Raw genomic sequence first — 14,179 nt, forward strand, 5'->3', positions numbered from 1 at the left:
CCAGGTGAGGCTATTCCGGCGTTATTCCGGCGTCCCGAGCCGCTTCTCGTAGGCCATCGACCGGCGGGTGGGCGTGTATCCCATGCGCTCGTACAGGCCAAGGGCGCCCGACGGATTCTCGGTGTCCACGCCGAGGCCGGCGTTTTCCATGCCGCTTGCCTTGAACCGGCGCATGGCTTCGGCGAGGAGCGCCGGTGCAAGACGGCGCCCGCGCCAGTCGCGTCTCACGCCGAGCAGCTCGATGTAGCCCTCGTCGTGGCCGACGAGCTCCTTTGACTCAGGGTCATAGCTGGCGATCGCATAGCCAACCACCTCACCGGACGAATTGTCGATCACCGCGAGGCTCCACTCGGCCCGGAACTCGGGGTGTGTGACGGTGTACCGCCAGCTTTCCTCGTCGCGGGGTTCACTTCCCCAGTGGTCCCGGAATGCGTCGTTGTGGGCCAAGCGGATTGCTTCGGAGAGGTCGTCGCTGAAGGTCACGATCTCGAATTCCGGATCGAGATCGACTTCCGGAATGTCCTCCGACAGATCCCGTGTCATCTCCGTGAACCATCGGACAATGCTGCTGCCTTTGGACTCCATCAGCGCCTGGTGGCCCGGGTTCAGCTCTTCGACGTAGGAACGGATGAAACCGCCCTCGATTCCGGCGTCCCTCAGCCGTTGCCGGGCCCGTGCGAGGTGCCAGTCATGAATCGAACTGCCGATCCCCCTCCGCCGCCAGGCAGGGTCGACACCTCCGAAGACGTGGACCAGTTGTGAACCGGGATTGGCGCTGATTCGGCCGAAAGCCCGGGGGGTTCCTTCCTCGTCCAGGCCCAGAATCGTGTCCAGCTCGGGGTCGTTCTTCGAGGCCTCGAGTACTTCCTCGAGATCCGCCCGCTGCTCGATCCAGTCCGGCTTGTCCGCGACGGCCATCCGGCGCAGCAGGGCCTCCCAGCCGTCGATGTCCGCGTCCGTTATTGCCCGCCAGCGCAGCTGCTGGTCGGTGGGTTTCAGCTCAGGCGTAGGCATGCTCCCAGCGTAGGTGATTGCCGGTATTGCCCGGAGAAAGTTCGACGCCGGTGTCGCACCTGAGTGCCTCCGCCCGGTCGTGGGTGACGAGCAGAACTGGTTTGTCACCCAGGCCGTTGCGCAGGTCGCGCATGAGCCGGCCGGCGCCGTCGGAATCCAGGTGGGCGGTGGGCTCGTCGAGGATCAGTGCCGGAGCGCGGGTCAGCAGTGCGCGTGCCACGGCAAGGCGCTGCCGCTGTCCGCCCGAGAGGCGGCTCCCGCCGGCGCCGATCCTGGCATCCAGTCCCCCGGTGCGGTCACGTACGGCGACGGCCAGTCCCACCCGCTCGAGCACGCGCCAGAGCTCATCGTCCCCGGGCAACTCGTTCGGGTCGCAGGCGAGCAGGAGGTTCGCCCGCACGGATGAATCGAACAGGTAGCCTTCCTGCGGGCACCAGGCGGCAGGCAGCGCGCCCGGCCCGGGATCCTCCGAAGCGCTGACGAGGTACCTGCCGCGGCTCAGCGGGAGGAATCCAAGCAGCGCGCCGATGATGGTGGACTTGCCGCTGCCCGAGGGGCCGGTGAGCGCGGTCCAGGACCCGCTGCGCACCTCAAGGGTGACGCCCTCCACCACATTGATGCCCGGCTCGTACCCGACGGCGGCATCCACCAACGCGAGGGCAGGTGCTTCCTCTGCCCGCACGGTCTCCGGCACACGTCCCGGACCCGCCTGACCCTCCAGGGCGGGCCGGGGCTGCAGGTTCGCGTCGAGCCGCCGCGTCACGGCACCGAACGGACCCCACTGCTGCACGGCGGCAACCCCGAGAGCAAGCGGCTCGATCAGCGCAAGCTGCATGAGTACGACGACGGCCACCACCTCCGCGGACTGCCCGCCGGAGCCGGCGAGAATGGCGATCGCGGCGGCCGTGCAGCCGAGGATGACGAGCGCTTGCCCCGTGCCGGCTGCCCAGGAACTGCGCCGCAGGCCGCGGGCGGCGCAGGCTTCCAGTCGCGCGAGGCGGTCGAGGGCCCGGCAGGTGAGCCCGTTGACGGAGATGTCCCGCGACGCCTGGAGAAGGCTGGTTGTTTCCGCAAGGGAAGCCGCGCGCAGGCTGATTCCCGCCGCTCCTGCCGAGCGTTCCGCCAGCAGCGCGGCGGCCGGGGCAGCCAGGAGCCCGACGGCGACCGCGAAGACCTGCCAACCGATAGCGGAAGGCAGGAGAATCGCCGTCGTTCCGATGGCGGCCAGGCCGGTCAGGACGGCGGTGAGCGGCGGGAAGGTTGCCCGCGCAGCGGTGTCGCGCAGCTCGTCGATGTCACCCACAAGGCGTTCGATGCCCCCGGACCCGCGGGAGAGCGAGCGCCAGGATTCGGCACGTCCCAGCAGGGTTTGCCATAGCCGTAGCCGGATGGCGTCGGCCGTCTGCAGGATGCTCTCATGCAGCCACAGTCGCTCACAGTAGCGCAGCAGGGAACGGCCGATTCCGAAGAACCGCACGCCGACGATGGCGGCCAGCAGATAGAGGATGGGCGGCTGCTCGGAGGCCCGGACGATCAGCCAGCCCGAGAGGGCGGTGAGCGCGACGGCGAAGACTGACGAACCCGTACCGAAGGCGAGCGCTGCGAGGAACCGTGGCGACCAGGGACGCACCAGGGCGAGCGCACGGAGAAAAGTGTGGGGGGTCGCGCGGTTGTCCGTCGGTTCGGGCGGCCCGTCCTGATGGACAGGCTCCCCTACCGCAGTTGCCGGCTCTGCCGGTTCCGGGGCCGTTTCCCGGCGGGCTGGAGCACCAGATCGAGGAAGCCGACCGGCCTGCATTTGCCTGTCCACCGCCGGCCCAAGGTCGATCGTCCGGTCGGCAAGGGCTGCGGTCTCGTCGTCGTGCGCGATGAGCACAACCGTCACGGTTCCGCGCAGGTGGTTGACGGTGCGGCGGATGATGTCCGAGGAGGCTTCATCCACGTGCGCTGTGGGTTCATCGAGCAGGAGGGTTCCGCCGGTGGGCTCAATGCGCAGCAGGGCCCTCGCCAGCGCGAGCCGCCGGAGCTCTCCCGGGCTCAGTTCGCCCGTCGACTTGTCCAGCAGATGCGTGCCTCCCACTCGCGCAAGGGCGCGCAGGAGCGGTTCGTCGTCCGGGGGCGAGTCGGCGTAGAAGGCGAGTTCTTCCCGAACAGTACGAAGGAGTGGCTCGGGATGCTGCGGTACCCAAGCGATCGGTCCGGGAATCGGTGTCGCTGCTCCGGTTATCTGGAGACCGGGCTGGGGCATTCCGGCGAGCAGGCCCATCAGCGTGGACTTTCCCGAGCCGCTGGCTCCCCGCACCGCGGTGATGGTCCCCGGGACCAGCGTGAAGCTGAGGTTCTGCACGATCGGCGCCTCGGAGCCGTCGAACCGGAAGGTGAGTTCCTCCGCTCCGGCGGGTGCGCCGTCGTCCTGTCCTTGCGCCGCTCGGGGAGCCGGGGGCGAGTCGATGATGGCGCGCACGTTGCGTCCAACCTCAAGTCCGTCGTCGCTGGCGTGATGCGCGGCTCCCAGATCCCGAAGCGGCAGGTAGCACTCCGGGGCAAGGATAAGGGCGAGCAGGCCGACCTCGAGTCCCACGTCCCCGTGAATAAGGCGTACCCCGACGAAGACGGCTACAACGGCAACCGAGATCGTGCTGATGAGTTCGAGGGCGAGGGAAGACAGGAAGGCGATGCGCAGCGTTTCCATGGTGCGGCGCGAGTATCCCGCGCCGATGTCCTGGAGCGCGCGGGTCTGGGCGCTGGCACGGCCGAGGCCGACGAGCGCCGGCAAGCCCTTCGCCAGTTCCAGCAGGTGGTCCGACAGCCGGTCCAGCGAGGCCCGCGCGTCTGCCGTGCGGTCCTGCGTATGCCAGCCGATGAGCACCATGAATACCGGGATCAGCGGAATGGTCACCACGATGACGACTGCGCTGATCCAGTCAGCGGCAAGGATGCGCGCGCCGACCAGGAGAGGGACCACGGCGCAGGTGATCAGGGCGGGCAGATATTGGGTGTGGTATTTGTCGAGGCCGTCGAGTCCGCGCGTGAGCAGCACGCTGAGCGCTCCCGTGCCCTGCTTGCCGCTTCCGGAACCGCCCTCAGCGAGCACCCGCCCAAGCGCTTCGCGGCGCAGCTGCTCCTTCACGCCGTGTGCGAGTTGCTGCGCGGTTCCCTGCTGTGCCCAGGCGGCACCGGCGCGGAGCCCTGCGCCGGCCAGCCCTAGCCAGAGCAGTTCCACCGCAGGCTCCAGACCGCCCGCCAGTGAAGCAACGCCCCGGGCAATTGCTTCTGCGACCAGAATCAGAGCGGCCGCCTTCACCGCCGCGAGGACGCCCAGGACATAGATTGGCCCTACCGGGACGGCGGCACCCGCCGGTCCGCGGGCCAGCACCCGGTCGATCACAGCGGGCTCACGGAATGCGCTTCGGGGATGCTCTGCTCAGTGACGCGTTTCCGGAAGACCCAGTAGGTCCAGCCCTGGTACGCGAGCACCAGCGGCACGCCGAAGGCGGCGATGATGCTCATCAGCCCAAGTGTGTAGGGAGAACTGGATGCGTTCTCGACCGTGAGGCTGAACGCCTCGTTGAGCGTTGATGGCAGCACAACCGGATAGACCGAGCCGAAGATGCACGCCAGTGACGCCGCCAGCGCAACTCCCAGCCAGATGAAACCCCAACCGTCGCGCGAGGAACGCTCCGCGAACCACGACGCAACGGCCGCGACGACTGCACCGAGCAGGGCGAGGCCCGTCCAGACGGTTCCGTCCGCGATGTATACCCTCGCGGCCCAGAGCAGCAACGGCACGACGGCGATGGGCAGCAGCCGCACCAGGAGCCTGCGTGCCCGCTCCCGGATAGGGCCGTCGGTCTTCAGGACCAGAAACGCCAGCGCATGGGCAATGCAAAACAGCACGACGGCGGCGGCGCCAAGGAGCGCATCGAACGTCAGCCAGACGAACGGTCCACCCACCCGGTCGCCGTTCTCGTTGAGCGGCAGGCCGGTGGTTGTCAGTGCGAGGGCCGCGCCGATCCCTGCCGCTGAGGTGAAGGAGCCGAAGAAGATCGCCCGGTCCCAGCGGCGGCGCCACTGGTCGCTGTTCATCTTCCCCCGGTATTCAAAGGCGACCGCCCGAAAGATCAGTGCCAGGAGCACCAGGACGAAGGGCAGGTAGAGCGTGGAGAGCAGCGATGCGTACCAGAGCGGGAAGGCCGCAAGGGTGGCGCCGATGGCAGTCACGAGCCATACCTCGTTGCCGTCCCACACGGGGCCTACGGTGTTGAGGAGGACCCTCCGCTCGCGGTCCGTCCGTGCGAAGAGTTTCATCAGCATGCCGACGCCGAGGTCGAACCCCTCGAGGAAGAGGTAACCGGTCCACAGCACTGCGATCAGGATGAACCAGATCGTCGGAAGCAGTTCGTTCATGCGCGGTGTTCCTTTCCGCGGGGTAGGATTCGGGTCGGGAAGTCAGTAGGCGAAGGCGAGGACATCGTCGTCATCCTTTCCGCGGGAGGAGCTGTCGTCGTCGCTGGGTGCGGCAAGTTCCGGCATGGCCGAGGCAACGCCGCCGCGCACATAGGTGAAGAGCAGCCTCACCTCGACGACCAGCAGGACGGCGTAAACGAGGGTTAGCGCAACCAGGGAAAAGACGAGTTCGGCCAGTGACACCCCGGGCGACACGGCCGCGGCCGTGAACATGAACACGCCGTCGACGCCGCTGGGATCCGGGTTGGGCGCTACCACGAAGGGCTGGCGGCCCATCTCCGTGAAGATCCAGCCGGCGGAGTTGGCTCCGAAGGGGGCGAGGATCCCGAACACCGCAAGCTGCATGAGCCGGCGCGATTCGGGGACCGTCCCCTTCCGCAAAATCCACAGTGCTACCGCGGCTGCGCCGGCCGCCATCACGCCGAAGCCGATCATGATGCGGAAACCCCAGTAGGTAACCTCCATGACCGGGAGGTAGTCGATGGGCATTCCGGCGCGCTCGCCGTACATGGGGTCATTGGGAAGGGTCTTTCCGTACTGCTCCTCGTATTCCGGCAGAAGCGTGTTGACGCCTCTGACCTCGGTGGTGAAATCACCGTTCGCGAGGAAGGACAGCAGGCCGGGCACTTCGAAGACCGCCACTATGTCGTCGCAGTTCTGGGAACCCAGATTGCCCACCGAGAGGACGGAGAAACCGGTGCCGTCGTGGCAGGCGGCCTCAGCTGCCGCCATTTTCATAGGCTGCTGTTCGAACATCAGCTTCGCCTGCAGGTCACCCGAGACTGCCGTCCCGGCGAATGAAACAAGCGCGACGACGGCGCCGATTCGCGCTGAGCGCAGCCACACCTGGTGGTCCATGAGGCCGCGTGACCGGGTGTCATCCTTGCCGACGACCACCGTGCCGTCGTCGTCGACCGTGTCCAGGCCGTCGTGGCGCCGCTTCCAGAGGTGGTACCAGGCGATGCCCAGGAGGAAACCGCCGGCCACCGCGAGGGCTCCGAAAACCGTGTGGGTGAAGGCAACCAGTGCGGTGTTGTTGGTGAAGACCGCCCAGGCGTCCACCATGCGTGCGCGCCCGTCCACGAGCTCCACGCCGACGGGATGCTGCATCCAGGAGTTGGCCACGATGATGAAGTAGGCGGAGAAGACGGATGCCAGTACCGCGGCCCACAGTGAACCGAGATGCAGCACCTTGGGTAGCCGCTGCCAACCGAAGATCCAGAGGCCGAGGAAGGTCGACTCGACGAAGAACGCGAGCAGCGCCTCCATGGCGAGGGGAGCACCGAAGACGTCGCCGACGAACCGGCTGTATTCGCTCCAAGCGAGCCCGAACTGGAACTCCTGCACCAGCCCGGTGGCCACGCCCATGATGAAGTTGATGAGGAAGAGCTTTCCCCAGAACTTGGTCATGCGCAGGTAGTGTTCCTCGCCTGTCCGGTACCACTGGGTCTGCATGACCGCGACAACCAGGCCGAGGCCGATCGTCAGCGGCACCATCAAAAAGTGGTAAACGGTGGTGATGCCGAACTGCCACCGGGCGATTTCAAGTGCTTCCACAGGTCCTCGATTCCACAAGCACAGGCGACGATCCCAAGTTCTACATGTCGTAGAAAAGTATCTTCTACACATCGTAGAACAACTTCCGGGTCCTCTTCTACATGGCGTAGAACCTTTGGCGAAAAAGTTGTAGATTAGAGGAGTCGGAACCGGCTTTGCGACCGCAATACCCGCAGACCAGCGGGAACAAATGGACGAAGGAACAAGAATGGCCACGCTCGGTGAGCTCGAACGCACAGTCATGGACCTGCTGTGGGGTACCCAGGAGGCCTTGACGGCCAACGCTCTCCGTGATGCGTTGGCGCTTGCCCCGGAAGGCACCGCAGAGGGCAAGGAACTTGCGGTAACCACTGTGCTGACCGTACTGTCCCGACTGGAGAAGAAGGGCTTGGTCGAGCGCGAGCGCGACACCCGCCCGCACCGCTACCGCGCGGTGACCAGCCGGGAAGATCACACCGCAGAACTCATGCACGAGGTCCTGGTGACTGCCCCCGATCGCGAAGCAGTCCTCGCCCGTTTCATCGGCAGCGTTTCCGAGAGCGAGGCCCGCACCCTCCGGCGGCTACTGGGCAGCAACTAGCACCCGATGTTCTGGGCCTCCCACTTCCTGGCCACGCTCGCCGTGGTTCTGGCATGGCCTGCCCCGATCGCGCTCTCCAAGGCGCAGTGGCCCTCGCGCTCGCCGTTCACTGCCATGATCCTGTGGCAGGCAATCGCCCTTGCCGGTGGCCTCTCGATGATCGGCGCCATGCTGGTCTGGGGACTCGAGCCGCTGGGAGACAACCTGCTCCAAGCGTTACGCGGGCTCTGGGACGTCCTGGTGAACAATCGGCCGGCAGACACTCTCGGACTGGTTCACGTATTCGCCCTCAGTGCGGCGACCCTGCTGACCGCGCATCTCGTCTTCACGCTGCTCATCACCTATGTGCGGATCACGGGACAGCGACGACGGCACCGAAACCTGCTGAACCTGCTGAGCTCACCCTCGCGCACCAATCCGTCCACCCTCGTTATCAAGCACCCGACCCCGGTCGCTTACTGCCTGCCCGGCGGCGCACGTTCCGTAACGGTCCTTTCGGATGGTTTGATGGGGCTGCTGTCGGAGGAGGAACTGCGGGCCGTACTGGTACATGAGCGTGCCCACCTGAGCCAGCGCCATCATCTTCTGCTGTGGGCCTTTGCAGCGTGGCGCTCTGCCCTGCCCTGGCTTCCGACGTCGCGCCTGGCCCAACGGGCAGTCAACGAACTCATTGAGATGCTCGCCGACGACGAGGCAGTCAAGCAGGTGGATCAGGAAACCCTCGTCGGCGCGATCGCGATAGTGGCCACCGGGTCACACGGACCGGCGACTGTTGCGCCGAAACAGGCGCCCCCGGATGGCAGCATCGAACCGGATCCGGATCAGGAAGACGCCTCGCTCTCCACCGTTCGCAGGCTGCGCCGTCTGCTGGAACCGAAGCGACCGCTCTCCCCCGTGCAGTCCTTCGCCGCGCTGGCGACATCGGCGCTGCTGCTCATGGTGCCCACGGTGCTGCTGATCGCGCCGGGTCTCTTCGACTGACCAAATTTGCGGCCCGCCGCAGGTGCTTCAGGGCCGGCGGCGTCACCGCTCAGGCGTCGATGCGTTCCCGATCCAGCGACGCGGCGCCGGCGACGATGAAGTCTTTCCGCGGTGCGACATCGCTGCCCATCAGCAGGTCGAACACCCGTTCGGCGGCTTCGGCCTCCTGGATCCGCACCCTGCGCAATGTGCGGTGGCGCGGATCCATGGTGGTTTCAGCCAACTGACCGGCGTCCATCTCCCCCAGCCCCTTGTAGCGCTGGATAGGTTCCTTGTAGCGCTTCCCCTCGCGTTCGAGCGTGGCCAGCAACCTGTGCAGTTCCTGCTCCGAGTAGGTGTAGACGGTTTCGTTCGCCTTGCTCCCCGGGTTGAGGATCTCCACCCGATGCAGCGGCGGGACGGCCGCGTAGACACGACCTGCATCGACGAGGGGGCGCATATACCGGAAGAAAAGGGTCAGGAGCAGGGTGCGGATATGGGCGCCGTCCACGTCCGCGTCCGTCATCAGGATGACCTTCCCATAGCGGGCTGCGTCGAGTTGGAAGCTGCGGCCTGATCCGGCACCAACAACCTGGATCAGGGCTGCACACTCGGCGTTGGAAAGCATATCGCCGACCGAAGCCTTCTGGACGTTGAGGATCTTCCCGCGAATGGGCAGCAGCGCCTGGTAGTCAGAGGACCGGGCAAGCTTCGCTGTGCCCAGTGCGCTGTCTCCCTCGACGATGAACAGTTCGGAACGCTCAACGTCGTCGATGCGGCAGTCAGCCAGTTTGGTGGGCATGGAGGACGTCTCCAGCGCATTCTTCCGGCGCTGTGTCTCCTTGTGTACGCGCGCCGAAACGCGCGACTTCATTTCGGCGACGACCTTCTCCAGCAGGAGCGCGGACTGGGCCTTGTCTCCGCGTGCCGAAGAATTGAGTTTGGCCAGGATCTGCGTTTCCACGACCTTTGCGACGATGGCCCGGACGGCGGATGTTCCGAGGATCTCCTTTGTCTGTCCTTCGAACTGCGGCTCGGCCAGACGAACGGTCAGCACTGCCGTGAGGCCGGCGAAGACGTCGTCCTTCTCCAGCTTGTCATTGCCTGCCTTGAGCTTGCGGGCATTGGCTTCGACTACCTTCCGGAACGTCTTCAGGAGCGCCTGTTCGAATCCGGCCTGGTGGGTTCCGCCCTTGGGGGTGGCGATGATGTTGACGAAGCTCTTGACCGTCGTGTCATAACCGATGCCCCAGCGCAGCGCGATGTCCACCTCACAGTCGCGTTCCACTTCAGCGATCCGGCTGTGTCCCTGGTCATCGAGGACGGGCACGGATTCCTTGAACCGCCCGGAGCCGTGGAGCCTCCACACGTCGGTCACTGCGTGATCGATGGCGAGGAATTCCACGAACTCGGAAATTCCGCCGTCGTGGTGGAACACTTCCTCCACCACGCCGTCATGGCCGGGAAGGCCGCGTTCGTCCCGCAGCGTGATCCGGAGACCTGGAACAAGGAAGGAGGTCTGCCGCGCGCGTGCCTGCAGTTCCTCATAGGAGAATTTGGCATCGGCAGTGAAAATTTGGCGGTCTGCCCAGTAGCGGATCCTGGTACCGGTAACTCCGCGTTTTGTGGTGCCCACGACTTCGAGGCGGGAGCTGTCGACGAAGGGAGAGAACTTCGCTGTCGGCAAAGGCTTGCGCTCGTCGGCGAAATTCCCGGGTTCGCCCATGCGGAATGACATCTGGTAGGTCTTGCCGCCCCTGTCCACCTGCACGTCGAGACGGGCGGAAAGGGCATTGACCACGCTGGCGCCCACGCCGTGGAGGCCGCCGGATGCGGTGTAGGAGCCGCCGCCGAATTTTCCGCCGGCGTGGAGCTTGGTGAAGACCACTTCAACGCCGCTGAGCCCCGTCTTGGGTTCAGCGTCCACGGGAATTCCGCGTCCGTCATCGTGCACTTCCACCGAGCCGTCGGCGTGGAGGATGACCGTGATGCTTTGTCCATGGCCTGCCAGGGCCTCATCGACAGAGTTGTCGATGATCTCCCAGAGGCAGTGCATGAGGCCACGGGAGTCAGTGGACCCGATGTACATACCCGGGCGTTTGCGTACCGCCTCAAGACCCTCGAGTACGGAAAGATGGCGGGCTGTGTATTCAGAGCTGGGGGCCACTTCCTTGGAAACTCCTTGGGATTGCGGTCTATCGCGGGGTGGTGTGCGCGACGGGAGCGGCGCGCCGTACCAAGCATATTCTGTCATTTGCGCTAGTGACGGCAGGCTTGCCGGGGCGTTCAGCCCGCGCTTGGACCGCGCGCGGGAGGATACGCGCTCAGCGAAAGCACACCCAGCTTGCGAAGAAACGGCTACGAATAGTGGTTATATGAAGTACAGGAACCACTAAGGAGGCATCCATGACAACAGCTACAGCAACCCGCGAGCTGACCGCGCTTCACCGTTGTGACCGGTGCGGAGCCCAGGCGTATGTTCGCGCAGTCCTTCAGTCCTCCGGTGGTGAGCTTCTCTTCTGCGGCCATCACGCACGCGCTGTGGAGAGCACCCTTCGTCCGCAGACTTCCGAGTGGCAGGACGAAACTGCCCGGTTGACCGAGAAGTCCCAGAGCGCTGTAGAGGCTTAATCGCCATCGTGGTGGAGCCTCCTACTGGATGGCACAACATACAGGAAGAACCCCCTCCTCGGAGGGGGTTCTTCCTGTATGTTCGCCGTGCCGGGACCTCACGGTGCCCGATTCAGGATTCTAGTCGAGGTAGTCCCGCAGAACCTGGGATCGCGACGGGTGCCGTAGCTTCGACATGGTTTTGGACTCTATCTGCCGGATGCGCTCACGGGTGACCCCATAGACCTTGCCGATTTCGTCAAGGGTCTTAGGCTGACCGTCCGTGAGACCGAACCGCATTGCTACTACGCCGGCTTCCCGTTCGGACAGGGTGTCCAGGACGGAATGGAGCTGCTCCTGCAGGAGGGTGAAGCTCACGGCGTCAGCCGGGACGACAGCTTCAGAGTCTTCGATGAGGTCACCGAACTCGGAGTCACCGTCTTCGCCCAGCGGGGTGTGGAGCGAGATGGGCTCACGGCCGTACTTCTGGACCTCCACGACCTTCTCAGGGGTCATGTCCAGTTCGAGTGCCAGCTCTTCCGGGGTCGGTTCCCGGCCAAGGTCCTGCAGCATCTGGCGCTGAACACGAGCCAGTTTGTTGATGACTTCAACCATGTGAACCGGAATACGGATGGTGCGGGCCTGGTCCGCCATGGCACGGGTGATCGCCTGGCGGATCCACCACGTCGCATAGGTGGAGAACTTGAAGCCCTTCGTGTAATCGAACTTCTCCACCGCGCGGATGAGGCCAAGGTTGCCTTCCTGGATCAGGTCCAGGAAAAGCATGCCACGGCCGGTGTAGCGCTTGGCCAGCGAGACGACCAGACGGAGGTTCGCCTCCAGGAGGTGGTTCTTGGCGCGCTTTCCGTCATGGATAACCCATTCGAGTTCCCGACGCAGTTTCGGGTCGATGTTCTCGTTCGCCGCGAGCTTCTCCTCGGCGAAGAGACCAGCCTCGATGCGCAGGGCCAGATCGACTTCCTGCTCAGCATTGAGCAGCGCTACCTTGCCGATTTGCTTCAGGTAATCCTTGACCGGGTCCGCGGTGGCGCCAGCGGAAACCACCTGCTGCGCGGGCGCGTCGTCGTCGTCAGCGTCCGAATAGACGAAGCCGCTGCCGGTGGGTGCTTCCGCAACCTCCGGTTCGGCTGCGTCGGTGTCTGCACTGTCGACGTCCGCAGCTCCGGGCTCGATCTCCTGCTCGGGAAGATCCTCCGCGGGAGCCTTCGTGTTTACACTGCTCTCGTTTGCCGCGCGCTTGGCACCGCGCGCGGTACCAGCCTTCGACGCCGGTTTCGCGGCGGAGGCTTTGCGCTTGGTTGCAGTTGTACCGGGTTCGGTTAACACCGGTGCTGTTGTCTTCTTGGCCGACACTCAAGAACCTTTCATACGGCGGTTTGCGGCGCCACCAAGGGGGCAACACCACTATGACCCTGTCAAGTCCGTGTTTGAAATCAGACCTATCTTCGGAAACTGTTGATACATACAACAGCTCCGCCGAGTGCGCTATTCCCTTGCGGAGATGCAGTGGTGTGAACACCACATCCGCAAATCTATTGCGCGTCGATCTGAAACACGAACCCAACCGGGTCTCAAATTCCATTGTCGCACGCTTTGCGGAAGGCACGTAATTCCTGGACGTAGGATCGGGGGCACCCCGGCTCTCGCGTAGATCGGTCTGCCAACCTGCATCCGTACCGCGTAAGAGCCGTTCCCGGAGCATGCCGGATGTATCGGCCCGCTTAGGCGGCGCAGCGGGAATCTGAAGTCCAGGCAGTTTCGCGTCGGCGAGCCCATGGAGCGAGTGACCCGGTGCCGACCAACGCCAGCAGGAGTTCAGCGAGGGTGTATCCCGGGGTCTCGTCGAGCGCCTCCTGAAGGTAATGGTGCGCACGGGAGCCCCTGCCACGTGCCCACTCAAGCCAGCCGAGGATACTGAGGAGAGCAGCCCGCGGCTGCCCGCTTGCTACGGCCGTCAGCCTCACGAAGAGGGCGTGTGCCGCATCCAGGCGGTTCCAGTCGGGCGTGCCGAGCGTGGCAAGGAAAACCTTCCGGAAGAGAAGGGCAGGGTTCCCTGCAGCCTCTGCCTCCACGCGCGCCGGTTCCGCGGCTTCACCCGCATGCAGACCCCTCTTCATCACTTCGCAGGCCACCGGGAGGCCCACCTCCTCCGGGTCTGCCGGCAGGACGCCACCGTCGACAGCCGCCGCCTGGGCGGCACTGAGGCCGGCGGCAGCCAGCACGATGACGCTGTCGCGCACAGGAGCGCTGGCGAGCCCGGCAAGGAGAAAGGCGATCACTTCCGGCGCTTCCCCGGTGCTCGCTGCCTCCCCCTCGTCAGTGATGAGTGCATTCCAAAGCAAAAGGCTGTCACGGCCCAGACTGGACCTGTCCCATTTGCCGTGCCATCGCTCCATGTAGGCGGAAGTGAGTCTGTGGACCTCTTCGTTGTGAACGGCGTCGACAGTGCCCAAGGCCGCTTCCAGCGATTCGGCGTACGTGCTTCCCTGGAAGACCAACTCAGCGTTGAGGATGCTCTCAGTAATGCGGGTAAGAGGGTGCCCCGGCCATGGACAGCATGACGCGTCCTCGCAGAAGTAGTCCCGCCAGTGTGTGGAGCTGACCAGCCACCCGTCCAGCAGGGTCAGGCCTGCTGCGTCAAGGACCAGATCGAGGCAATGGACCATTGGAGCATGTGGCGGCGCGTCGGGCTCCGCCCATGCGGTGTCGGTGTAAATGACCATCAACGCGCCATCGGCCGACGAATCGGATTCAAGGTAGTCCCGGACTGTTGCCGCGTAGTCCAAAGGATCCGTGTCCGGGGACGGAAGGTCCAGGCGGAGGGTGGCGCCGACGCGCTTGCCCGACATGGTGAGGAACACCAGGCTCTCGCGCGGCTGAAAGCCGAGGACGTGCGGGACGTAGCTGAGGATGTCGGCGGGAGAGCTGACCTTGATGGGTGCGTCGGAACGGGATGCGTTAGCTGTCATG

General features: G+C 65.1%; 10 protein-coding genes. 3 read left to right on the forward strand and 7 right to left on the reverse strand.

All coding sequences use genetic code 11. The features are described from left to right. Window positions 1-21 precede the first annotated feature (21 nt). Genes AC4D1W_RS14410 through AC4D1W_RS14425 form a run of 4 tightly spaced genes read right to left on the reverse strand, consistent with a single transcriptional unit; the run spans window position 22 to window position 7,038 of the window. The gene (locus tag AC4D1W_RS14410; protein WP_490899179.1) at window positions 22-1,014 is read right to left on the reverse strand and encodes a GNAT family N-acetyltransferase; all 993 of its coding nucleotides are present in this window, start codon (window positions 1,012-1,014) and stop codon (window positions 22-24) included. Then, complete coding sequence (gene cydD / locus AC4D1W_RS14415) at window positions 1,001-4,402, reverse strand: thiol reductant ABC exporter subunit CydD (RefSeq protein ID WP_490899180.1); 3,402 nt, start codon at window positions 4,400-4,402, stop codon at window positions 1,001-1,003. The genes AC4D1W_RS14410 and cydD overlap by 14 nt, the downstream gene beginning before the upstream one ends. Further along, window positions 4,399-5,421 (reverse strand): cytochrome d ubiquinol oxidase subunit II, encoded by a 1,023-nt coding sequence (gene cydB / locus AC4D1W_RS14420; protein WP_490892374.1) that lies wholly within the window; start codon window positions 5,419-5,421, stop codon window positions 4,399-4,401. Before cydB ends, cydD begins: the two co-directional genes overlap by 4 nt. Window positions 5,422-5,463: 42 nt before the next feature. Beyond that, window positions 5,464-7,038, reverse strand: a complete 1,575-nt coding sequence (locus tag AC4D1W_RS14425) for a cytochrome ubiquinol oxidase subunit I (protein WP_490892375.1) — start codon at window positions 7,036-7,038, stop codon at window positions 5,464-5,466. A gap of 208 nt (window positions 7,039-7,246) precedes the next feature. On the opposite strand from AC4D1W_RS14425, the gene AC4D1W_RS14430 reads away from it, so the two are divergent. Both AC4D1W_RS14430 and AC4D1W_RS14435 read left to right on the forward strand, forming a co-directional pair. After that, window positions 7,247-7,618 carry a BlaI/MecI/CopY family transcriptional regulator gene (locus AC4D1W_RS14430; RefSeq protein ID WP_490892376.1) on the forward strand — a complete coding sequence of 124 codons (372 nt, stop codon included), beginning with the start codon at window positions 7,247-7,249 and terminating at the stop codon, window positions 7,616-7,618. Between the two features lie 6 nt (window positions 7,619-7,624). After that, entirely contained in the window at window positions 7,625-8,599 is a 975-nt protein-coding gene (locus tag AC4D1W_RS14435; RefSeq protein WP_490899181.1) for a M56 family metallopeptidase, read from the forward strand. Between the two features lie 49 nt (window positions 8,600-8,648). Here AC4D1W_RS14435 and AC4D1W_RS14440 read toward each other — a convergent pair whose 3' ends face one another. Continuing rightward, the gene (locus AC4D1W_RS14440) at window positions 8,649-10,745 is read right to left on the reverse strand and encodes a DNA gyrase/topoisomerase IV subunit B (protein ID WP_490899182.1); all 2,097 of its coding nucleotides are present in this window, start codon (window positions 10,743-10,745) and stop codon (window positions 8,649-8,651) included. A 239-nt stretch (window positions 10,746-10,984) separates the two neighbouring features. Between AC4D1W_RS14440 and AC4D1W_RS14445 the strand changes: the two genes are divergently transcribed. Continuing rightward, window positions 10,985-11,209 (forward strand): DUF7455 domain-containing protein, encoded by a 225-nt coding sequence (locus AC4D1W_RS14445; RefSeq protein ID WP_490892379.1) that lies wholly within the window; start codon window positions 10,985-10,987, stop codon window positions 11,207-11,209. A gap of 120 nt (window positions 11,210-11,329) precedes the next feature. Here AC4D1W_RS14445 and AC4D1W_RS14450 read toward each other — a convergent pair whose 3' ends face one another. Both AC4D1W_RS14450 and AC4D1W_RS14455 read right to left on the reverse strand, forming a co-directional pair. After that, complete coding sequence (locus AC4D1W_RS14450) at window positions 11,330-12,562, reverse strand: RNA polymerase sigma factor (protein ID WP_490892380.1); 1,233 nt, start codon at window positions 12,560-12,562, stop codon at window positions 11,330-11,332. Window positions 12,563-12,930: 368 nt separating this feature from the next. Beyond that, complete coding sequence (locus AC4D1W_RS14455) at window positions 12,931-14,178, reverse strand: DUF4192 domain-containing protein (RefSeq protein WP_490899183.1); 1,248 nt, start codon at window positions 14,176-14,178, stop codon at window positions 12,931-12,933. Window position 14,179 lies beyond the last annotated feature (1 nt).

Source organism: Arthrobacter sp. TJ-170 (assembly GCF_058269305.1).